The following is a 23,421-nucleotide window of genomic DNA, read 5'->3' on the forward strand; positions in this document are numbered from 1 at the left end:
TCAATCTTACGCATTCTAATTAGTACTATTCCAATTTAGTTTTGATTAATTGACATTACTCTGCAGATCGAGGCTCGCTCAAAGCGCTTACTTTCGGTGCCTCGACAAAGGTTGCAGATATTAGGCGATGTGGCAGCTGGAAACCACGCTTGTAGCAGCATTGCTGCTATTGTCGAAATAAATTTCGACCTACACTGGTTTGATTTTTCTACTCATGCTAAGCATCCAACTGATCATTTCTTTATTGAAAAAGGACTGTGTTTAAAGAATACACAAAACAAAAATTCAATTTGAAAACTGACATGTTCATTTTTGTTTGATATTGTTAATGTGTATTTGATTTTTTCTTTCTGTATATGAATATTTATTGCGCTGGTTATAAAATTGTCCAATTCGTTTTGATTTTTGCTTTTTTAATCACTTCTTGTGGTGAAAACCCAAAGCCAGAACCTGATATTAACCAACCCGCCGTCGCTGCAGGTAAGACTAAGCAACGAGAAGTCGATTTTAATTTTGGTTGGAAATTTATTTTAGCAGATGAAGAGAACGCCCAATCTGTTACCTATAAGGATGATCATTGGCAAGCTATTAGATTGCCACATGACTGGAGTATTGAACTAGCGTATACCCAACAACAAACCGCAGGTGCAACAGGGTATTTGCCAGGTGGTATAGGTTGGTATCGTAAACAGTTTAAAACACCTAAAAGTGACATGAGTCAAATCCTGTTTGATGGCATTTATAACCACTCCAAGGTTTGGATTAATGGTCATTTACTCGGATATCGCCCTTATGGTTATGTGCCGTTTCACTATGATTTGACTCCTTATTTATATCGAGATGGGCGCATTAATACGCTAGCTGTGCGGGTTGATCGTAGTCGTTACGTCGATTCACGTTGGTATACAGGCTCGGGTATATACCGCAATGTGAAACTAATTAATACCGATAAAATTCATGTTCCGATTTGGGGGCAATATGTGACGACACCGCACATCGATAACACGGATGCTCAAGTGCAGGTACAAACTGAACTCAAAAATTCATTAAATAAGTCAGTCGAAATAGACGCGATTACTGATATTCAGGAATTATCTGGGCAAGTTATTACAAGCCGTAAAACTACAGCGACGCTAGACGCGAATCAAATGACAGTTGTAAAGCATCATTTGAATATTAATCATCCTAAACTGTGGGACGTTAATAATCCTAACTTGTATTTGGCTACTACTCGTTTTTTACACAAAGGTAAACTAGTTGACCAAATCACAACGCGCTTCGGCATTCGCAGTTTTCGAAATGATCCGGCACAAGGCTTTTTCTTAAATGGACAGCCATTAAAAATTAAAGGGGTTAATTTACATCATGATGGCGGATTAGTTGGCGCTGCTGTACCTAAAGGCGTATGGCAACGACGATTAACCACTCTGAAGCAAGCTGGTGTTAATGCCATTCGTACCGCACACAACGCTCCGTCGCAAGCGTTTCTTGAACTTTGTGATGAAATGGGTTTTTTAGTTCAAAATGAAATATTTGATGAATGGGACAACCCCAAAGATAAACGTAAAAATTTCAATTTGTCAGGCGCTAGCGATTATGTATCACAAAGCTATAGCGACTATTTTGCTGAATGGGCTGAGCAAGATTTAAAAAATACACTTAAACGTGATCGTAATCATACGTCAATTTTTCAATGGAGTATTGGTAATGAGATCGAATGGACTTATCCTCGTTATACCAGTTCAACGGGGTATTGGGATAAAGATAAGCCGCATGGGGTTAATTATTATTGGACAGCTCCTTATCGTACACCAGAACAAATTAAAACCATTTTACAAAGCAAACCGATAAAAGGTGCTGAATTGGCTAAAACGGCACAAAACTTGGCTAAATGGGTGCGAGAAATGGATGAGACTAGAGTGGTTACCGCTAATCTTGTTGTGCCGTCTGTTAGTCAATTGACGGGGTATGGACAAGCCTTAGATGTCATTGGTTATAGTTATCGACAAGCAGTTTATGAATATGGCCGCAAACACTTTCCAGATAAAATGATTTTAGGCACGGAAAACTGGGTGCAATGGCACGAATGGCTGCAAGTTCTCAATAAAAACTATATTGCGGGTATTTTTGTTTGGACTGGGATCAATTATTTGGGTGAATCTAATGGTCGTTGGCCTAAAAAAGGTTCGGGCTCAGGCATGTTAGATTTTGCTGGGTTTACTAAACCGAGTTATCACATGATGAAAACGGTTTGGAGTGATGAACCGCACATTTATGTGACGACTATCCCCATGGCAGACTCTGAGTATAAAGTCGAGAATGACAAAATAGTTGAAAAAGTCAAAGACAGTTGGAAGCGAGAAAAATGGGGTTGGCGCGAGGTAAACCAACATTGGAATTATGCTGAACCAGAACTCATATCGGTCGAGGTCTATACCAATGTCGAGCAAATTGAGTTGTTTTTAAATGGTAAAAGCTTAGGTGTACGCCATTTAGCAGATAACGCTGACCGTATTTTAAAGTGGGCTGTTCCTTACCAAAAAGGCGAGCTAGTTGCACGTGGAAAGGTTGACGGCAAACCGATTGAATATCTCGTTCGTACTGCGGCTAAACCTGCCGCTATTAAGTTATCTGTAGATAAGTCTGAGATAGTCGCGGATCGATACGATGTTGCCCATATCACCGCTCAAGTTGTTGATGAAAATGGTATTCCAGTTCAACACCAAGAAACGCAATTACAATTTAGTTTAAGTGAACAGCTTCGTTTGTTAGGTGTTGATAATGGCGCCAGTGACAATATTCAGAAGCACTTAAATACCCAGATCACAACGCACAAGGGTAAGGCGTTGTTGATAGTGCAAAGTAAACAGCAGACTGGGGTAGGGATAATTAAAGCACAAGCTGAAGGTTTATTAGCCGACAAAATATCATTCGAGCTTAAAGACGAGTAAACATAAACATTAAGCAAGGTGCGTAAGAGCCTTGCTTTTGCCATCATATGCACACCATAATTACGTCTTTACCGACAAAATCTGATTTTTTACTTTTGCCGAACCGACAGCTAACTTTCTATCACTTTATGCGTTTTGCTTGTTTGTTTTTTACAATGAGCTTTAGCGTATTTGCTAACGTAGAACCAAGTCACTATAAATTGGCTGAGCAATCTTTTAATGGCGAGCAAGGGTTTATCGAAGTCAGGGCCAAAGTCAACGATGTTGCGGTTAACGCTATTCTTGATACAGGAGCAGCTGCGCATGTGATGAGTCAAGGTTTAGTCGATAAACTCAATATTCAGGTTAGTCAATCCACTAAGGCTAAAGTGAAAGGTGTTGTACACACTGCATCCCTGCCTTTTGTTAATGGCGTTAGCATTGAATTATTAGGGCAAAGTGCTCAGTACAATCAGGTCATTGTCGCGCCCAATTTACCTTTTGACTTAATTATTGGCCTGCCTTTTCTGGTCAATAAGCGTGTACAAATTAATTACCCTAAGCAAAGTATTAGTTTGCTTAATCCACATTCAGGTATTTTGCTGCAAGTTGCTAATTTACGATTTAAGCGAAAAAATAATCTTTTGTTGATTAATACCCAAATTAAAGACGTAGAGTTAAATTTAGTCTTGGATACAGGTAATAGCGCAGGAGTATTACTTAATCGAGATATAGCCGTTCAACATAATTGGGTACAGCAATATCGGCAAAAAGCGGGCAGTATTCGAGGTGTTTTTATGCAAGCTGTGTCGACTAGTGTGTTAACCGTGCCAAGAGCACGTATTGGCCCAATTAAACTAACTAATGCCATAGTTGAAGTGCCAGAACAATCACATACCTTGTCAAACTTAAATCGTGGCTATCATGGTGATGGTTTGATTGGCAATACCATGCTCAATAATTTTATTTTAACTATTGATTATGACAATGCGATTGGTCATGTGTTTGTCCCTTAGGGGATGTAGATTTAATTAGCTGTGGCCTTAATTCTCCTTAGTCTTAAGAAAGGAGATAAATTCAAAAGTAAAGTTGCAACGTTAATAAACAATGGTGTAGATCAATAATAAAAACCACCTTTTCAATTATTATTTTGTCGTGAGTTTCAATATGAGTTGTTTGAACGCGCTATGTCAAAATCGGAAGGAATGGCTGCTAGCCACATTATTTTTGTTAGTGATACACAAGGCCAATTGCGTTATGTTTCGCAAAATTTTGTATCGCTAACTGGGAAAGCCCAACAAAGCTTAATTGGTGAAAGTTGGCAAAATTTACTGGTGGCAGATGTGCCTGAACTAGTAAAGCAAGAAATTAAACAAACGTTAGAGGCCGGCTTATCTTGGCAAGGTGTTATTGCGTTTAAATCTGCTCAATCTAGTCGTATATGGCTAAATGTTTTTATTACGCCAGAATATAAACAAGGGCAAAGAGTTGGTTTTCAATTTATTTGTACCTTGGCTAAAGATAATATTACTTCTCGTGCAGAAAAAACTTATAGGGCATTAAACAAAAGAGAGTATTGGGCAACGTTTGAACTATCCACTTTTAGTAAACTCTTTTTGTTGATAACGATCACCTTAATTGCCCAAGGCTTTATCTTTTGGCAAATGGGGTGGATTGTTTCCTTTATTGTTGCGATTAGCTCGGTTACACCTATCGTAATATTTTGGCAAGATATAGTGCCAACCGCTAAACGTGCACAGCAATTACAAACCGTGTTTGATTCAGTATCGCGAAAAATTGCTTTTGGTAAGGGAACAGCAAGTGTATTCGATTTTAATTTTTGTTTAATTAAAACTAAAATACGAGCCATTCTTGAGCGAACACTAGAAGCCGCCCAACCAATCGAAAAAGTGTTGTTAAGTGTCAAATCAGGCATCCATCAAACTCGAGAAAATCTTGACTTGCAACGTAATGATATTCAACAGCTTGGGGTAGCCATGGGGCAGATGCAAGCATCTACGAATGAAATAGCCATTAATACCGTCAACGCAGCCCAAAACTTAAACCAAACGTTGAGTCAATGTCAGCGTGCTCAACAAGAGATCTTTCATACAACGACCAAAATTCAAGCGTTAGCCAAAGAGGTTGATGCAGCGTCAAACGCTGCAGATAGTTTGACAGCTTCTGCAAATAGCGTAGGGGAGTTAATGGAGGACATTCAGTCGATTGCCGATCAAACTAATTTATTGGCGCTTAATGCTGCAATTGAAGCCGCACGAGCCGGTGAGCATGGCCGTGGTTTTGCCGTAGTCGCAGACGAAGTGCGTAATTTATCGTCTCGAACTCAAGAGTCGGCAAAGGATATCCATCAGCGACTATCGACTATGTTAACGACAATTGCTCAGTGGGTTGAGTTAATGGCACAAAATAAACAACAAGCCAATCATTGTGTAGAAAGCGCTGAAACATCCAATAATGAAATAGCCAGTGTGGTTAATAAAATTCAAAGTGTAACAGATAGCGCCAATCAAATTGCAACAGCGGCAGAAGAGCAGAGCGTTGTTAGCGGCGAGATTAACACTCGAATAATTCAAGTCGACAGTGCGGTTTCACAAACATGGCAAAATATGGATAGTGTTAGTGAACAAATGCAAACGTTAGCGTTAGCCGTGGATAATATCACTGGGGTGGTAAAGACGTTTGTACCGGAAAAAATCTCATAGATTGTAGAAACCCAATAAAAGAGAGGGAGGTTTCTTACTTTTTTGGATAGTACTTAAAGCTTTTCAATTAGCCAAGTATGATTATCGATTGCGGCTTTAGAGAGCATAAATTCTATTTTGGCGGATTTTTTATCTATTTTATGTAGAAAAACCAATGAAAACTCTCCATTTTCAGTCTGGATTCGCGTCGCTATTAAATTTTTAAGTGCCTTTGCCGTGAGTGGGTTGTAAGTTGACTGGAAGTGGCCGTTGTTATTTAAAGCCAATTGAAAAAGCTGAGCATTGGTCATAAGAATAATGTGGGTTTAATCTATTTTTATACGTGTTTATCAATATGAAGTGGCTGTGAAAAATGAATTGCCAATTTATCTTAAACCTCAGCGAGTATTAACAGACTAGCTTTAACTTGCTGAGGCTTAAATAAATATTAAATTTAAGCTTTGGCTGTAAATTGCACTTGGTATTCGCCTAAACCTTCGTAACTAATTGTGGTTGGCTGATCAAATGCGACTTCGACGATCCCACAGAAAGAACCGGTAATAATGGCTTGACCAGCCAGCAAATCAATACCGCGTTCACTCATATAATTGACAAACCAATACAAAGGTTTATCTGCTTGACCGTTTGGATGCACGCCTGAAAATGCTCGGTCATCACCTGGTTGATTCACTTTTATAGTCATTTCGTTAGCGTTAAATGCGGCTTGTTTGTCTAGCTCAGGACCAATAAATAGGCCTTGATTGACCATGCAATCGGCAAGTTTTTCAAAATAGTCTGCTTGGCTATCTGTGGCATATCTGGCTTGCATAAGCTCTAGTGCCATATGGGTTGAACTGATCGCTTCTTTGATTTCGCTTTCGCTATACCCACCTTCTTTTGCCGGTAAGTCTTTACCGAGAATAAAGGTGATTTCAGGCTCTAAGCGCGCACAATCATTGTCAGCAAATAATTCACAAGAAGCGCCGCTTTGTTTGCTGTTTTCAAATATTGGCGCTGCAATGACTTTCCCTTCTGCAGGAGGGAGTAAGCATTTCCAACCACCCACTTTAAGCTGTTGACTCATTTCGGCGTGGATAGCAAAAACATCATCCAAAGATGTAGGGCGAATTGATTCATCTAGCCTAGGCGCTTTTGTTCCGGCAACGCGGCGACTTAATAATTCGTTTGCTGCTTGAAGAGGATTACTCATGAGATTCCTGTTTAGTCATTTTTGCAATTATTGTATTCGTTTTTTACAGGAAGTGAATTTACAATTTTGTTTTACCTTATTTCACTTTTTGTAAATACCAATATTCACTGGATTTTGACAAACCTAAGCCATGAATTAATTTCATCTAAATTAAATGAGAAATGAGTGGTTTAGTTGCAACGCAAGGCCTATAATTCGCAGCAATTCAATATTACTAGGGAAGGTAAAATGAAATCTACCTCTATTGCGGTGTTATGCTGCGCCCTCTCATTACTTAGTTTTACAGTCAATGCGGTTATAAGCGACAAAGTCAAAGCAGCAAGTCAATCAGGTAAGGGTGCATATAGTACTAAGCCCCAGCCCAGCGCTATCATTGTAAAATGGCAAAATAAGCAAAGTCAGTCTGTTTCAGCCAGCTCAGTCAACCCAATGGGGCTAGTTAAGCGGAAATCATTTAAACATTTAACCGGTATGGAAATTTATAACGTACCGGCGCATTTATCGGCTAAAGAAGCTGCGGTATTAATGGCGAGACAGCCAGGGGTTGAAAGCGCAGAGCCGGAAGTCATATTTGAAGTTTTAGCGATCCCCAATGATGAGCATTTTGATCAATTGTGGGGACTGGATAACCAGTACGACACGGATATCAATGCACCAGAAGCTTGGGATATTACCCAAGGTAATGAACAAATTGTAATCGGAGTTATCGATTCTGGTATCGATTATCAACACGAAGATTTGGCGCCTAATGTATGGCAAAACCCAAATGAAATTCCCAGCAATGGCATTGATGATGATGGTAATGGCTATATTGATGATATATATGGAATAGATACCTATAACAATGACACTGATCCCTATGATGATAATGCACATGGTACTCATGTCGCTGGAACTATCGCAGCTAAAGCTAATAATTCTATTGGTATTGCTGGGGTAGCTCCCAATGTGAAAATAATTTCTTGTAAGTTCATTAGCTCTTGGGGTTGGGGTACTAGTGCAGGGGCAATTGAATGTTTGGATTATTTTTATGATTTAAAAATGAATCATAATATCAATATCATTGCGACAAATAACTCGTGGGGTGGCGGACTTGAAAGTCAGTTGTTAAAGGACGCAATTGAAAAGCATAATCAAGCTAATATTGCTTTTATTGCTGCGGCTGGCAATAGCAGTATAAACCTAGATAGCTTTCCTCAGTATCCTGCCGCATACGACAATGAAAATATCGTTTCTGTCGCGGCTGTTAATATAGAAGAAAACCTCGCGTACTTCTCTAACTATGGTACACAAAATGTAGATATAGCGGCACCCGGCGTTGGAATATACAGCACAATACCGGGCAATAGTTATGAGTATTTTAGCGGCACATCAATGGCCGCCCCTCATGTAGCTGGCGCCTATGCATTAGTGGATAGTTTGTATCCCGACTATACGTTAAGTCAAAAAATAAACTTGATTTCAAAAGTCGGTAAAACTCAACCCGCTTTACAGGGGCGAGTGGGAAGTGGCAAAAGCTTGGCACTTTGGACAGATGATAATTCGGGTTCATTAAATTGCCAAGATAGCTTATCGACTACGATTGTTTCTCCTGTGTTATTAAACGGTGGTGTAAAAACTGCGCCAGATGAAGAGCTAGTGGTTAACTTATCTGTTCTTGATTGTGGCGTTCCTGTTATTGGTCAAAGCTACGAGCTGTTTGTTGGCGGTGAAAAGGTGGGTGACTTAAATGATGCCGGATTAGACGCAGACTTAACCGCGAATGATGGTATTTATTCAATAGCGTTCACAGTTGACTTTATTGGCCAAGCACCAGCAACTATTAGCGGTGTGGTGAGTAATGTTTTTTATATTAATAGCTCGGTAGAACCTGCTAAATTTGAGAAAACCGACTACCAGTATCAAGAAGTGGTTGGCACGCCTATTTCCATATATGAAGAAGAATCTAAGCTTATTGATCTTGGTTTTTCAGTGGCTTGGCCTCTTGGAACGGTTGATAATTTGTATATCAGTGCAAATGGCTTATTTAGTGCCGATTTTGCTTTTGGTTACGGTTGGAATTTCCCGCTACCAGGCGGCTCTTCTGCTCATGTATTTTTACCGTATCATGATGACTTACATCCAGCTAATGGCCAGATAAGTTATCAAGTTAGTGGTGAAGCGCCTAATCGCCAAGTTATTTTTGACTATAAAAATGTTGAGTATTTTTATCCTGATTGGGATGATGAGTCGACAATTAGCTTTCAAGTCGTCATGTTTGAAAGTAAAAATGAAATTCATGTCAATTATAAAGATTTACTGGATCCAGGTTCTTATCGCAGTAATGGAGGCTCAGCCACAGTTGGCTATGAATATAATGGTCAAGCTGTGCAATTATTATATAACGAGCCCATATTAGACAATGAAACCAGTTATATTGTTAAAGCCGTTACGGTGGCGGGTTATCCGACGTTTAATCAATTTGAATTAACCGGAGGTGTAGCACGCCCTGGTTTTGAAATGACATTTACCGTTAATGCACAGGCTTCGACTGCTGACAATACAGTAAGCCTTGTCAGTTTAGATTTGGGTGATGGCACCGTTTTATCAAACCCTGATTTGGGTGAGATCAATCATGTGTATTCACAAGCGGGCGTTTATAAAATCACCGCGCGTATTTCCGAAAATGGTAAAAGTGTTTACCGGTCTATTAATATCTTAGTCGAAGATTTAACCGAAGATGAACAACAAATAATCGACTTGGTGACTCAATCAACAATTTCTCTCGTTCAGTCGACTCCGGCCGATTATGGTTTAGTTTCACAAAGTCAGCATGAAATAGATATTGCGACTGCAGAACAGGCGCGCCAAGATTTAATTGTCGCTAACCCTGAAAATTATCAATTGGTGTCACAAGCTAAATACGTTGCTGATATTTCGACTGCAGAGCAAGCACGGCAAGATTTAATTGTGGCTAATCCTGAAAATTATCAATTGGTATCGCAAGCTAAATACCTTGCTGATATTGCGACTGCCGAGCAAGCACGGCAAGATTTAATTATCGCCAATCCTGAAAATTATCAATTGGTATCACAAGCTAAATACCTTGCTGATATTGCGACTGCAGAGCGAGCAAGGCAAGATTTAATTGTCGCCAATCCTGAAAATTATCAATTGGTATCGCAAGCTAAATATGTTGCTGATATTGCGACTGCAGAGCAAGCAAGGCAAGATTTAATTGTGGCTAATCCTGAAAATTATCAATTGGTTTCACAAGTTAAATACGTTGCTGATATTGCGGCAGCAGAGCAAGCACGGCAAGAGCTTATTATTGCTAAGCCACAAGATTATAATTTAGTATCACAGTCGAAATATGAAACCGATATTGCCGATGCTGAGTTAGCGCGGCAAAACTTAGTGATCGCCAATCCACTTAATTACAATCTAGTATCAAATGCTCAATATCTGGCTGACATTGCAACAGCTGAACAAGCGCGGCAAAATTTAGTCATAGCTAATCCACTCAATTACAACTTGGTTTCACAAGCCCAATATACGGCTGATATTTTAGCGGCTGAAAATGCTCGACAAGCTTTGGTGATTGCAAATCCAACAAACTATGATCTCGTGGCTAAAGCGGTTCATGAAGCAGCCATTGCCGATGCGATCCAGTTAGCTAAAGACAATAAAGAAGCTGAAATTGATCAAAACCCAGCTCAATTTGGTTTAATAAAACTCAATACATTGTCGTTAATTGATCAGACCGTTATTGAAGCGCTAGCAACCGGTACCCATTTATTGGGTAGCCCTCAACCTTTGTCTGAATTTGAGACTTTGTTTGCCTCGGTTAAATTTATTTGGTTATACACAGATGAACTTGGTTTCAGTGGTTGGGCACCTGATCAAGCTAACAGGGATAAAATAGTCGCATCCGGTTATCAATTATTAACTGAAATTCCAGCCGGTGTTGGTTTTTGGGTTAAGAAATAGGGCAAAGTGATGTTGAATAGTTTAAAAATACTTTGCTTGATTATCGCAACATCATTATTAAGTGCTTGTGATGAACCTGGGCCATCGACCCAGGTTATTGGTAGTGTTAATAAAGGTATAGTGGTTAATGGCCAAGTCGATGTATATGAAGTTGCTGTTGACGGAGTCATTGGTAGCGAAATAAAAGCAACCGGCAGCACAGATGAAATGGGTCGATTTATTATGGATGTGCCATTGCCAGAAGGTGTGCGCCTTTATGTTAAATTGACGGCTAATCCGCAAGGTACTAGCAAAATGCTTTGTGATCTGCCAACTTGTTCGGGATCAAGTACTGACGCTCAAGGCAACATAATTAGACATTCGGTTATAATGGGGCAATGGTTACCGTTGCCAGATACTTTTATCTTAAGTGCATTTGTTAGTGAGGTTAAAGTAGGGGAATCGGTTAATATAAATATTCTGACTCACTCTGTCGCGCAAAAATATCAAGAACAAGCACCGGATAAAGCCCAGCTGGAAAATGAATATTTGCAACTGAAACAAGAGTTAAACCTAAACAGGTTGCCAAATGAAATTGAGCCGTTAAGTCCAACTGAAGACAATGTTGTTGACGACGCTAATATTCAAGATAATTTACTTGTGTTAGCCGCATTACAAACCATTGAGCAGGCCGATAACATAACCAATAAAGTGGCTAATTTTGTTGAGCATTTTCAACAAAACGAGTCTGTAGTCACTGAACATACCTCTCTGTCAGAAATTACAGCCACTGCCGTATCGCTTGCAGAGCCTCTTATTACATCAACTAATATTGGCGTATCAGAAGGCGTCGACATGGCTAGCTTAGAACGTGAATTGCAATCCGCTAACATAGTTGCAGCTAAAAAAGAAAATCGCTTACCAATGGCTGATTTACCTATTTCCCCTCCCAATTTATAGTCAAAGCGATCAGGTTTTAGGGGAAGCCGTCAAGCTTCGAGACCCCATGAGCATATGCTCTATTATGTGATTGGGGCGAGTAAGCGCAGACAATGAACCATAAGACCTGAGCGAGAAGACTATATAAAGACGTTTTAAATATGACTATGCTGGACTATCCTGTAATGGATACTCCAGCAAAATAATAAGTCATGACTAAAACAACGTTCACCTTTGATGAAGCTCGTCATTCTATGCAAATGATTTGCATAAATGCATTACATGTAGACGCAATGGCCGAGCAAGAAGACAAGCAAAGTCAGTATATAGAAGCAATTCAGTTACTAGAGCAACTGTTTAAAACCAAGCCTTTGTTAATGGCAAGCTTGTATATTGAGCCGGCTAACGAAGAATTGCATATACAATGGTATGGTGAGAGTACCTGTGTTGGCGATCACAGTGCAATTTTTAATCTTGAAGATTATGCTGATGATGAATGGGTTTTAGATTTACTTAGCTGTCATTTGCATTATTCGCGCAACAGTGCCCAATCGTTAAATCAACGTTTTCGTTTGCATTTGCCTGAAGGTGAATTCACCGTTCAAGCATTAGAATGCCAAGAGCAATGTGTAGGGCTGTTGGTTTATCAGTCTGTTCCAGAAGATGAGTTGCATATTCAATACTATGATGCGCTATTTAACACATTACGCTTATTGTTTTTTAACAAGCAGCAAAAAAACCTAGTTGAAAATAAACTGCAGACATACAAACAAGTCATGAACTTGATGCCACAGCGTGTATTTTGGAAAAACAAAAAATCCGTTTACCAAGGTGCGAACATGGCATTTGCCCGAGATGCAAGTATGAGTGATCCTGAGCACCTGATTGGCGTCACGGATCACGATATCTTTCCGTCGGAAGCTGAGTTGTATCGTTCTGATGATGCCAGAACGATGCAAACTCGGATCCACATGATCAATTCGGATGAACCGCAAACTCATGCAAATGGCAAAACAATTTGGTTACGAACCAGTAAACGGCCGATTATTAATCAGGATGAGCAAGTTATCGGTGTTGTAGGCACTTACGATGACATTACCGAGCTGAAAGTTGTCCAACAGGAATTACAAGAAGCAAAAGACAACTTAGAATTAAGAGTAAAAGAGCGAACTCAAGAACTGTCCGACAGCAATGAACGCTTAGAAAAAGTCTTGGTTGATTTAAGCCAAGCGCAAGCTCATTTGGTAGATAAAGAAAAAATGGCGGCCTTAGGTGGTCTTGTTGCGGGTATTTCTCATGAAATTAATACCCCCGTAGGCATTGCTGTAACTGGATCAAGCCATTTAAATCATGTGGTGAATCAATTACAAACAGAACAACAGTCTGGTAAGTTAACCCGGGCTAAATTTGAAAACTTATGTAGTGAGCTAAACGAAGGTTGCGATATTATTTTGCAAAACTTGAATCGAGCATCACAGTTAATCGCTAACTTCAAAATGATTGCGGTCGATCAGTCACATGACGAAAAACGTAGCTTGTTGGTGCGTGAATATGTAGAGCAAATTTTATCGACTTTACAACCTAAATTGCGGGCGCGAGACATAACCATATCAATAAATATAGACACTAGCTTATCGGCTGAAATATACCCAGGTGCTTTTGCACAAATTATTACCAATTTAACTGAAAACGCATTACTGCATGCATTTGAAAATCAAGATGGTCAGATTAATATTCAAATAGAATCAGCAGACCAGCAAATGCAGTTTATATTTAGTGACACGGGAACGGGAATTGACGATAGTGCGTTGAAACAAATATTTGATCCCTTTTTTACCACTAAGCGTAGTTCAGGTGGTTCGGGGCTAGGTCTAAATATTGTTTATAATTTAGTAACGCAACGTTTAGGTGGAAAAATAGAATGTGAAAGTTATAAAGGCAAGGGAACTGAGTTTAAAATGCAGTTCCCTATCTAGCTTCCATTTTAGTATTAGAAGCTTAATTAGCCATCTCTTTAAAATTTTAAAGTTAAGGCTAAAAACCCACCTGAATGAAGTTCAGCGTCGACTGGAGAGTCTTTGATATCTACCGAAATGTCGCGGTAGCCTAGAGATACTTCGGCTTCTGGCATTAACTGATAAGACAAACGAGCTTCTACTTCAACATAATTTTCAGCGTCGCCAAATGAAACTACTTGCGGTGCATAATAGGCTTGGCCACGTAAATATAATTCAGCCGCCAGTTTGTATTGGCCTTGTGCACCAATTGCTAAACCGCCACCATCGGCATCGCCAACAGAACCGTAAAAAACTTTACCGCCAACGAGCAAGTTGTTCATGTTTTGCGCTTTACCCACTAAGAACGCAATATCAGCTAAGTCTGCGTCTTCGTCATGGTGAAAATAACTTGCTTGAACATAGCTATTTTCGCTACCAATGCCACTATGGCCGTAACTGATCTTCGCGGTTTTATTGCTAAGTGCTAAATCTAGCGCTTTGTTTTGAGCTTGGGCAACACCAGTGATTGAGGCCGCAAGTGTAAGGGCTGTGATAAATGTTTTTTTCAATAAGTCCATGGTATTTCTTCTCAGTATTTCCGATATCAGTTATAGTCTTTTCGCTCAGGTCTTATGGTTCATTGTCAGCACTTACTCGCCCCAATCACATAATAGAGCATATGCTCATGGGGTCTCGAAGCTTGACGGCTTCCCCTAAAACCTGATCGCTTTGACTACAGTTAGGAACTGTCTTAATTAATATCAAGATCTGTTTGGCGTAAGTATGCCCGTTAAACCTTGATATTTAAACGATATTTTGTGTCATTTATCTTAAAACAGGGTTCACTTCTCGAAAATTGTTTATAAATGTTTGCTGTAATATTGGGGTGATTAAAGTTCAACCATTCTCTTGTAACGTATTAGGCGTGATATGGACTGAACCTATATCGCTCGAAATCCAAATTTCTCCACTGTCGATAGTGATTTGTAGCTGCATGTTTTTATTAACAAGTTGGCTTAATTCAATCATTTGTTGTTCAGCAAATTCAAAAACAGCTAAGTTTGTATAAGAATTTAATTTATTGGCTATTTGCTGCCACCAAGGTGTAACGGCATTACCGCCATAGCAATATAAGGTGACTCGTTCCGCCATTCGGCAGGCTTTTTTGAGTTGTTTCTCTTCGGGTTGGCCAAAAGCAATCCAATGTTTTATTTGGCCATTTAATTCAACTTGCCATAATTCCGCCTCATCGTCATTACTGCACAGTTCTTGGTTGAAATTAAGTTGGTCATTGGCATTAATAGCAAAAGCTAAAAGCCTAACCATTAAGCGCTGATCGGTTTCAGAAGGGTGTTGTGCGACGGTCAGTTTATGAGATTGATAATAATGCCGATCTGTATCAGCAATATCTAATTGTACTTTGAAAATGGTTGATTTTAAGGCCATTAAAATTTTTCATCTAGTTACTATTGCTAGTGAGTTTATCAGTATTTAATTGCCATTTTATTGTTTTTAATGGTAAATAAAATCAAGGTTAAGCGTAGGTAAGTGATTAAAATTAAAGTAAACTTGCTATAAAACTCATTTCATTTTTAAACGGAATCAAGTAATGAAAAATATCACTCTATTGTTTTTTGTCGTTTTAACTTTAGTTGCTTGTGCTAAATCACCAACGGGTCGTAGTCAGTTTATTATTGTTGGTGCAGAACAAATGTCCAAAATGGGCATAGAAAGCTTCGACAATATGAAACAAGAGCAACCGGTTTCTACCGATAAAAAGTTAACGGCTTATGTACAATGTGTTGCCGATCCTATTTTAAAAGTATTACCAGCCGAATGGCAAAATGATTGGGAAATTGTGGTATTTGATAGTGAGCAAATCAACGCTTTTGCGTTACCGGGACGTAAAATTGGGGTTTACACTGGTATTTTACAAGTGACCGAAAATGCTGACCAACTAGCGGCTATCGTAGGTCATGAAGTGGGACATGTTATTGCTAATCATGGTGCAGAGCGTGTTTCACAAGGTACGGCAGCGCAAAAAATAGCGCAAGGCGTTTCGGTATTAACTAAAGGTAGTGAATATCATAAAGAAATTAGCGCTGGTTTAGGTATTGGTGCGCAGTATGGTGTACTCATGCCATTCAGCCGACTACATGAATCGGAAGCGGACGTGTTAGGTTTACAGTATTTGATGCTAGCAGGTTATAAACCAGAAGAGTCGCAAAAGTTGTGGCAAAATATGGCGAAGGTTGGCGGTAAGCGTCAAATGGAAATTTTATCGACCCATCCTGCACCCGAAACGCGAATTAACAATTTAGGTAAACACATTAAAAAATATCGCGCACAGGGCATAAAACCTTTGTTTAAGCGTGCAGCTTGTTCTAAGTAAACAATCTTCGACTTTAGCGAGGTCTTTTTTCCTCGCTATTTTTTCACATGCTTAGGAAAATGGATATTTGTCATGAGTCAAAACTCACCTTGGTTTGATTGGGCAAAACAATTGCGGGCCATTGCGCAAGCAGGACATGCTTACAGTGAAAACCCTTATGATCTAGAACGGTTTGATCAAATAGCGGAAATAGCACACAAGATGTTTGCTGAATTGACTGAAACGCCAGTTGCAAAAATATCAGAGTTGTTTGTTGCTGAATCTGGTTATCCAACACCTAAAGTTGACGTGAGAGCAGGTGTCATTCAAGAAAATAAAATTTTACTGGTTAAAGAGCGTGCCGACGGGTTATGGACTTTACCCGGTGGATTTGCAGATGTATGTGAAACGCCAAGCGAAGCGGTTGTACGAGAAACATTGGAAGAGTCCGGTTACATCGTTAACAAGGCTAAATTAATCGCTGTGAAAGATCGAGATAGCCATAATTACTTACCTAAATATCCGTTCCACATTTATAAAATGTTCTTTTTGTGTGATTTGATTGGCGGAGAGCCTACAGTTAATTTGGAAGCGTCGGATATTGGATTTTTTGCGTTAAACAATATACCTGAGTTATCACAAGGTAGAACGTCGTTAGACGATATTAAAAGGGTATTTGATTTTACTGCGGGTAAAATTGATCAGGTTTATTGTGACTAATTGCTGCCGTTATGTAATTTGTTACGCATAAGCCAATTAAATGTACTAGTGGTGAAAACATTGATAAAACAAGTCATGACTAGCCAACTCAAAACTACACTTACTATTTGTATATTTTTGCTAATTACCGTTGGCTTAACTCTTTTATTTACTGGTGACGATACAGCGCAAGAAGCTTATTCACAAGAATCTGTCGATAATTCGCCATCGTTAACACTACCAACATTACTTAACTATTCAGTATCAAAAGGTGCCGCTCAGGGGTATGTTGACGATAGATTATGTAGCAATTGTCATGCCCAGCATAGCCAGACCTTTCAACATGTTGGCATGTCCCATTCTTTCGGTACACCTGCTGTAATGAAAAAAATCGAGAATTTTACTGCGCAGCCTTTTTACCATGCAAAATCTAATCGTTACTATCAAATAACTCAAGAAAATGAACAGTTAATTTTTCATCGCTATCAGTTAGATGAACAAGGTAACAAAATAAATGAATGGACACGCAATATAGATTACGTGGTGGGTTCGGGTAATACTAGTCGCTCTTACCTGTATCAGAATAATCTTGGGGAATTATTTCAACTGCCATTATCTTGGTATTCACAAACTCAACAATGGCAAATGGCTCCTGGTTTCGACAAAGCTGAGCATGCTGGGGTTAATCGGCCAGTACAGCGCCAATGTATGTTCTGTCATAACGCGTTTCCTGAAGTTGAGGTTAACTCTGATTTACACTGGCAGCCTCATATATTTCCTAAATCTTTGCCGTCAGGTATCGGCTGTCAACGTTGTCATGGCCCCGGTGCTGAACATATCGATAAAGTGCTCAATCCAATAGACGAAGAACCCTTATTAGCTATTCGTGAAGCGATTGTTAATCCGGCTAAATTACCAGCAGATCAACGTGATTCAGTCTGTTTTCAATGCCATATGCAACCGAGTGCGCACTTGAGTGGTATTCGCAAGCTTGAACGCGCCGATTATTCGTTTAGGCCGGGAGAAAACTTAAATGATTATTTGATCCATGTCGATGTAGTAGAGCAGGGTAAAAAACAAGACGATAAATTTCAGATCAATCACCATGGGTACCGACTCGCACAAAGTGAGTGTTTTAAACAGAGCAATAGCGAATTAACCTGTATTAGTTGCCATAACCCACATCAAAAACCCAACAAGCAAGATAAAAACCAGCACTTTGCTAATGTATGTATTGATTGTCATCAGGATGCTGCGGCTGTTGCACCTCATACGGTAAATGACAAGGATAACTGCATTGGTTGTCATATGCCTCGGCGCCGCACCCAAGATGTGGTGCATGTCGTCATGACGGATCATAAAATTCAACGTTTTTTACCAAAAGGAGATAGCCAAGCAGAATTGCAAGAAGTTGATCCTGTACTTCTCGATATGAATTTTGCGTGGCCACATGCCGCCCCTCAGGGCTCAGAAGGGGAAATGTACAAAGCCATTACCATGTTGCGAGCCTTTCCTAATGCAAATTACTTAGATTATCTTACGGCGATGATATCGCGTACAGAAGATGTTCCTATTCAAGCTTATTTTGATTTAGCCCAAGGACAATTATCTTTACAACGTTATGAACAGGCATTGAACACAGTCGAGATAATTTTAGCTGAACAACCTGATAATCAACGAGCGTTAATGTGGAAGGCATTAGCCTTGTTTGCATTGGGTGACAATAAGCAATCCGCAGCTATTTTTGCCACACTAGTTGAACAGAAAAGCCAAATAAGCGAGGTTTATTTTAATTACGCTTTGTTGCATTTAAAATTGAATAATATCAGTCAAGCTCAAAAACTGCTGAATAAAACCGTTTCCTTAAAAGAAAACATGCCACAAGCCTGGTATTACTTGGCGCTCGTTGCTGATAAAAACAATCAGTATCAATTAGCTATTGAGCACTTACAAACCGCATTGGCTATCGAACCAAGTTACACCAAAGCGTATAAAAAAATCATTGAATATTATACTTACTTAGGTGATGAAGCCCAAGCTCGGCGGTATACAGAGCATGCATTAAAATATGCGGCGCAGCCAAGCTCACTCAGCGTTAAATAGAGGTATTCGTCATACTTTAACTGACTTAGATTCTTTTTGTGTAAGGTACGAGACTAATTTTGCTTTAAATAAACAGCCACTCTATATTTTAAGAGTCGTCAAACTTATTTGGTTCTATTAAGGCTCGCAATGAAATTACAACATCGTTTTCAGTTAGCGCTAAGTGCCTTAATCATTCTCACTTTGCTGGTTACAGGCGCTTTGATATACCAAGCTGTAGAGTCCACGTTAATCGAATACAACAAAAAACAGTTGTTATTACAAAGTCAAATGATACGCAGTCACATTGATAGTAATCTTAATCAGGTTAAAGAAAACTTGAGATTATTATCTAGCCGAACTCAAATGCGCCGTTTATTAGCCAGTCGTCAAGTTGCAACAGATGAATCACAGATTAGCGGTATAACAGCCATTATAAATGATGCTTTAAAGGCAAGTGAAAGCATTACCAGAATTGATATTCATAACGCAAAAGGGATAGTTTTAGCGACAACATCAGCAGATTTCCCTCATCCAGTGGACCTACAAAAATTATATGCGCAAGCCAGTTTATCAAACGCCGAGGTTAGTGATTCTGTATCGTTGAATGATAGCCAAGGCGCCAATCATATCATGACAGTAAAACTATACTGGCAAGGAAGCGTGGTTGGTTTTCTAAGTGCCCACTTAACGTTACAGAGTATCTATCACTATATAGACATAGCTGAGAAATATGACGAAGCCACAAAAATCTATTTATTGTCGAAAATTAATGACGAATGGAAAGCTCTCAATGCAAATTATATTACCCAGCCGCAATCTAATATTCCTGTTGGTATTTCACCAGAGGTTATGCAGCTAGAAGATGAAAAAGCTTTTAACTGTATAGACAGTAAAGGTAAACAATATACTTGTTTGCTAGCCAAGGCCAAAGCGTTCAATTTTAAAACCTTGGTGGTCAATAACACAGGTTTAATGTTAAGCCATTTAACTAAAATTAAATGGCTGTTTATCGGCATACTCATAGCGTCTAGTTTGGCTTCATTGTTATTAGCTAGCTATTTAACTAAGCGATTCTCAAGGACTTTTGCTGCTGTTGCTAAAGTGGCTCATCAAATTGTTGATGATAAACCGACCAGTAAAATTGAAGTGGCAGAGCATGATGAGTTGGCTTCCTTAGCTCATGACATTAATAGTATTACGGAAAAAGTTGCGGCACGAAACCTGATGATGAATCAAGCGTTAGTGGACAAAAATGAACAACTTTGTGCTGAATCGCAACGGGCTGACGAGGCTGAACTAGCCAGTTATGCGTTTTTAGCCCGCATGAGCTATAAAATACGAACGCCATTGAATGGAATCGATGGTGTGACCTTGTTATTAAAAAATACTGAGCTAACTCCCAAGCAATCCGAGTACTGTAATACAATAGAAAAGTGCAGTGAAAGCCTATTGTCTCTGTTAAATGATGTACTAGATACCAGTAATTTAAAATTAGGCAAGTTAACTTTAGTGCCTACTATGGTTGATATCCGTAATTTCTTTTCTGAGTTACAACAGCAGTACGCTAAGCTATTCAAAGAAAAAACATTATCTTTGCAAGTGAGTATTGCCGATGATGTACCGTCCTATCTTGAAATCGATCCATTACGTTTTTCGCAATTAATAACAAAACTTATTAATAACGCACTTAAATATACGGAATTTGGCCATGTGATTATTTCATTGGATTGCTTGTCCAAATCAGCTCAGGGTTGTCATTTACAGCTTAATATTGAAGATACTGGCGTAGGTATTGATGACGAGTTACTGCCGCATGTATGTAACGCATTTGTGCAGGAAAATGCTGAAGTGGTTAAAAACTATGGTGGACATGGATTGGGATTAACTATAGCAAAACATTTGGTTGAACTCATGCAAGGACATTTAGAGGTTGAGTCAACTAAAGGATCCGGAACCTTAATTAAAATCAATTTACAGTTACCTTTTGTCACTAAAGTCACTTCATCATTTTCGCCATACAATGAGGGAACGGAAGGGACAGACGATGCAGAAAGAACTGGGGTTAGTCGCTTAGTTAATTGCCGTATTTTGTTGGTCGAAGATAACCTAATAAACCAAGAGGTAGCGGTTGCTTTGCTAGAACAATTAGGTGCTAGTGTGCCAGATATTGCTAATGATGGTTATGATGCAATACAAAGCATAAAAGAAAATAGCTATGATTTGATTTTAATGGATATCAACATGCCAAACTTAGATGGATATCAGGCCACACAAAAAATACGAGCGATGGAAGATATAACACAACCGATTATTGTAGCTTTGACTGCGAATGTACTACCCGAAAACGTCGAAAAATATTTGAATAATGGCTTTGATGCACATATCGCCAAGCCTATTCATATAGATGAGTTTTCACGCGTGTTGGAGCGGGTTCTTCAACTTTCGACCGTTAAGTGAGACAAACTGCATTTATACCGTGTTATTGCATGGCATAAAGACACTGACTCTCTATTTACTGATATAAGTATGGGCGCATGCCTGGTATGACAATTTGTAAATTTTTATGATTGAGGAGTTGTGCAACACGTCATGTTTCTAGTAACACTCGCTTTAATATAGCCTTCTCGCTCAGGTCTTATGGTTCATTGCGTTTACTCTTGACTTTGCTTACATACTGTATCTTCTACACAAATATTAATTATCACATGCTAACCAAAAGTCGAATAAAATTGCGGATTAGTAGGTAGTATTTAATGGTTTAAAAAGTACCGTCTTTCCTGCGAAAGCACAGCTACCGCATCCATGCTATCGCTAAGTACCTGCATCCCTGCAGGCACGAGGATGACGAGTGTATTTACCTATGCCAAGGTTATAAAATTTCAACCCATTAACGTAAAAGAGCGCTTTGACTATAACTTCATTGCGCGGTGGTGAATCAAAAGGGATTGCACTGGTTTAAATTAATTTTGCGGTAAGGTAAATATAAAGCTTGTGCCGTGTCCTAGCTCGCTACGGCATTCTATGGTTCCGCCATGTGCTTCGATAATATGTTTACAAGTGGCAAGCCCTATACCGCTTCCCTCAAATTGCGATTTGGGATGCAATTTAAAAAAAGCGTCGAAAATCATGTGCTTGTATTTAGCCGCGATACCTATGCCATTATCAGATACTGAGATGCTAGTTAGATTATGATGGTCTTGTTGGTCAATGTTAATAATAGTCGTACTGTCGGTATTGCGGAACTTGATTGCATTAGACACTAAGTTTTCAATGAGTAAAGTAATTAGATTTTTATCTGCAATAAAATCGTTAGCTTTGCTTTCGACGTTAATGATAGCCTGACTCGAGTTAATCGACATAGCTAAATCCAGCTTCACGTTTTCGACAATGTCGTATAAGCAACATTGGCTAAGATGCAATTTACCAGAGTCTATTTGCGAAAGTCGCTGGATATCTGACACCATGGACCGCATGCGTTCTGCACTGTGTATTATGCGTGAAAATTCATATTTAACTCGTTCGTCTTTGTTTAGCAGGGGAGAAATACGGCTTTCCACTGAATCAGAAAATGAAATGATTTTTCTTAGTGGTTCTTGTAAATCATGTGATGCTGCAAACGCAAATTGCTCTAAACGTTTGTTTTCGGCAATTTGATATTCCAGTTTTGCGATCAAGGCTTCTTTATCTGTCACATCGCGGATAGTTGCCAATGCTAGCTTTCCAGCTGCGGTATCAAGTAAGTTAAGGGTAATTTCAACAAAAATAATGTCGCCTGATTTTGTTACGGCTTGCAGTTTACCGCGCTGAGCTCCCATTTTTCTGGAACCACCAGTTTGAAAATAATGTTTTATATTATCTGCATGCTGAGCATTTTGGCTACTTATAAGCAACTGTTGGATATTTAAATGATTAAACTCTTCATTGCTATAGCCAAACAGCGCAGTTGCTTGTTGATTGGCTTTTATAATGTTACCGTTTATGTCCACCATCAAGTTAGCATCAGGGGCTAGTTCAAATAGTTGCTCACTTTGCGAAAACGCTTGATCGAGTTCATCATTTTTATTTTGTAAATTGGCTTCAAAAAGCTTTTGCTCGGTAATGTCGATATGTGACCCTATCATTCTGATTGGCATATTATTTTGGTCACGTAAAGCAAATCCTCGACAGCGGATCCAAACGGTAGAGCCATTCTTATGTTTGTATCGAACAACTTGATCATACGAGTGGCCAGGGTCTGCACAATGCTTATTAAAATTATCCATTGCGACACGTAAGTCATCTTGGTTAATGATATTTTGCCATTCTGCCGCCAGTGGTTTCTTGTCGGTTGGGTCATAGCCTAGAACATGCCAAAATTTGTCATTCATCCATTCGTTTTCAGGCTTTTCAATATCCCAATACCAAAAACCATCTAAACAAGCATCTTGAATAAAGTCGAATACACGATCATCGGTTTTAATTAATTGATAAAGCTCTTTTTTAAGATAGCTGTTGTTACTGTCCATTATTAACCTTAGCAGTTAACTGAATTGGCAAAGTT

Annotated in this window: 14 protein-coding genes; 10 read left to right on the plus strand and 4 right to left on the minus strand. The window is 39.2% G+C overall.

Features of this window, described 5'->3' with window-relative positions; genetic code table 11:
• Nucleotides 1-356 precede the first annotated feature (356 nt).
• The 3 genes from C2869_RS00510 (at nt 357) to C2869_RS00520 (ending at nt 5,653) form a co-directional block, all read left to right on the plus strand.
• Nucleotides 357-2,951: a glycoside hydrolase family 2 protein gene (locus C2869_RS00510; protein WP_108601092.1), complete on the plus strand. Its 2,595-nt coding sequence runs from the start codon at nt 357-359 to the stop codon at nt 2,949-2,951.
• A gap of 155 nt (nt 2,952-3,106) precedes the next feature.
• Nucleotides 3,107-3,946, plus strand: coding sequence for an aspartyl protease family protein (locus tag C2869_RS00515; protein WP_159083958.1), 840 nt, complete (start codon nt 3,107-3,109; stop codon nt 3,944-3,946).
• A 171-nt stretch (nt 3,947-4,117) separates the two neighbouring features.
• Entirely contained in the window at nt 4,118-5,653 is a 1,536-nt protein-coding gene (locus C2869_RS00520; protein ID WP_228710727.1) for a methyl-accepting chemotaxis protein, read from the plus strand.
• Between the two features lie 433 nt (nt 5,654-6,086).
• Here C2869_RS00520 and C2869_RS00530 read toward each other — a convergent pair whose 3' ends face one another.
• Nucleotides 6,087-6,842, minus strand: coding sequence for a hydratase (locus C2869_RS00530; RefSeq protein ID WP_108601096.1), 756 nt, complete (start codon nt 6,840-6,842; stop codon nt 6,087-6,089).
• A gap of 228 nt (nt 6,843-7,070) precedes the next feature.
• Here C2869_RS00530 and C2869_RS00535 point away from each other — a divergent pair, with 228 nt between their 5' ends.
• The 3 genes from C2869_RS00535 to C2869_RS00545 all read left to right on the plus strand — a co-directional run bounded on the left by C2869_RS00535 (nt 7,071) and on the right by C2869_RS00545 (nt 13,705).
• Nucleotides 7,071-10,811 carry a S8 family serine peptidase gene (locus C2869_RS00535; protein WP_108601097.1) on the plus strand — a complete coding sequence of 1,247 codons (3,741 nt, stop codon included), beginning with the start codon at nt 7,071-7,073 and terminating at the stop codon, nt 10,809-10,811.
• Nucleotides 10,812-10,820: 9 nt separating this feature from the next.
• Nucleotides 10,821-11,750, plus strand: coding sequence for a hypothetical protein (locus tag C2869_RS00540; RefSeq protein WP_108601098.1), 930 nt, complete (start codon nt 10,821-10,823; stop codon nt 11,748-11,750).
• 191 nt (nt 11,751-11,941) lie between these two features.
• On the plus strand, nt 11,942-13,705 hold the full coding sequence (locus tag C2869_RS00545) for a PAS domain-containing sensor histidine kinase (protein WP_108601099.1): 1,764 nt from the start codon (nt 11,942-11,944) through the stop codon (nt 13,703-13,705).
• Between the two features lie 38 nt (nt 13,706-13,743).
• Here the strand turns inward: C2869_RS00545 and C2869_RS00550 are convergent, their stop codons facing one another.
• Complete coding sequence (locus C2869_RS00550) at nt 13,744-14,304, minus strand: YfaZ family outer membrane protein (protein ID WP_108601100.1); 561 nt, start codon at nt 14,302-14,304, stop codon at nt 13,744-13,746.
• Nucleotides 14,305-14,623: 319 nt separating this feature from the next.
• Entirely contained in the window at nt 14,624-15,172 is a 549-nt protein-coding gene (locus tag C2869_RS00555; RefSeq protein ID WP_108601101.1) for a YaeQ family protein, read from the minus strand.
• A 163-nt stretch (nt 15,173-15,335) separates the two neighbouring features.
• On the opposite strand from C2869_RS00555, the gene C2869_RS00560 reads away from it, so the two are divergent.
• The 4 genes from C2869_RS00560 to C2869_RS00575 all read left to right on the plus strand — a co-directional run bounded on the left by C2869_RS00560 (nt 15,336) and on the right by C2869_RS00575 (nt 21,338).
• Entirely contained in the window at nt 15,336-16,118 is a 783-nt protein-coding gene (locus C2869_RS00560; protein ID WP_108601102.1) for a M48 family metallopeptidase, read from the plus strand.
• A 72-nt stretch (nt 16,119-16,190) separates the two neighbouring features.
• Nucleotides 16,191-16,817 carry an NUDIX hydrolase gene (locus C2869_RS00565; RefSeq protein WP_108601103.1) on the plus strand — a complete coding sequence of 209 codons (627 nt, stop codon included), beginning with the start codon at nt 16,191-16,193 and terminating at the stop codon, nt 16,815-16,817.
• A gap of 60 nt (nt 16,818-16,877) precedes the next feature.
• On the plus strand, nt 16,878-18,899 hold the full coding sequence (locus C2869_RS00570) for a tetratricopeptide repeat protein (RefSeq protein ID WP_159083959.1): 2,022 nt from the start codon (nt 16,878-16,880) through the stop codon (nt 18,897-18,899).
• A gap of 129 nt (nt 18,900-19,028) precedes the next feature.
• The gene (locus tag C2869_RS00575; RefSeq protein ID WP_108601105.1) at nt 19,029-21,338 is read left to right on the plus strand and encodes an ATP-binding protein; all 2,310 of its coding nucleotides are present in this window, start codon (nt 19,029-19,031) and stop codon (nt 21,336-21,338) included.
• Nucleotides 21,339-21,841: 503 nt separating this feature from the next.
• Here the strand turns inward: C2869_RS00575 and C2869_RS00580 are convergent.
• Complete coding sequence (locus tag C2869_RS00580) at nt 21,842-23,386, minus strand: PAS domain-containing sensor histidine kinase (RefSeq protein WP_108601106.1); 1,545 nt, start codon at nt 23,384-23,386, stop codon at nt 21,842-21,844.
• Nucleotides 23,387-23,421: the final 35 nt, after the last annotated feature.

This window comes from Saccharobesus litoralis, from assembly GCF_003063625.1.
Lineage (GTDB): Bacteria > Pseudomonadota > Gammaproteobacteria > Enterobacterales > Alteromonadaceae > Saccharobesus > Saccharobesus litoralis.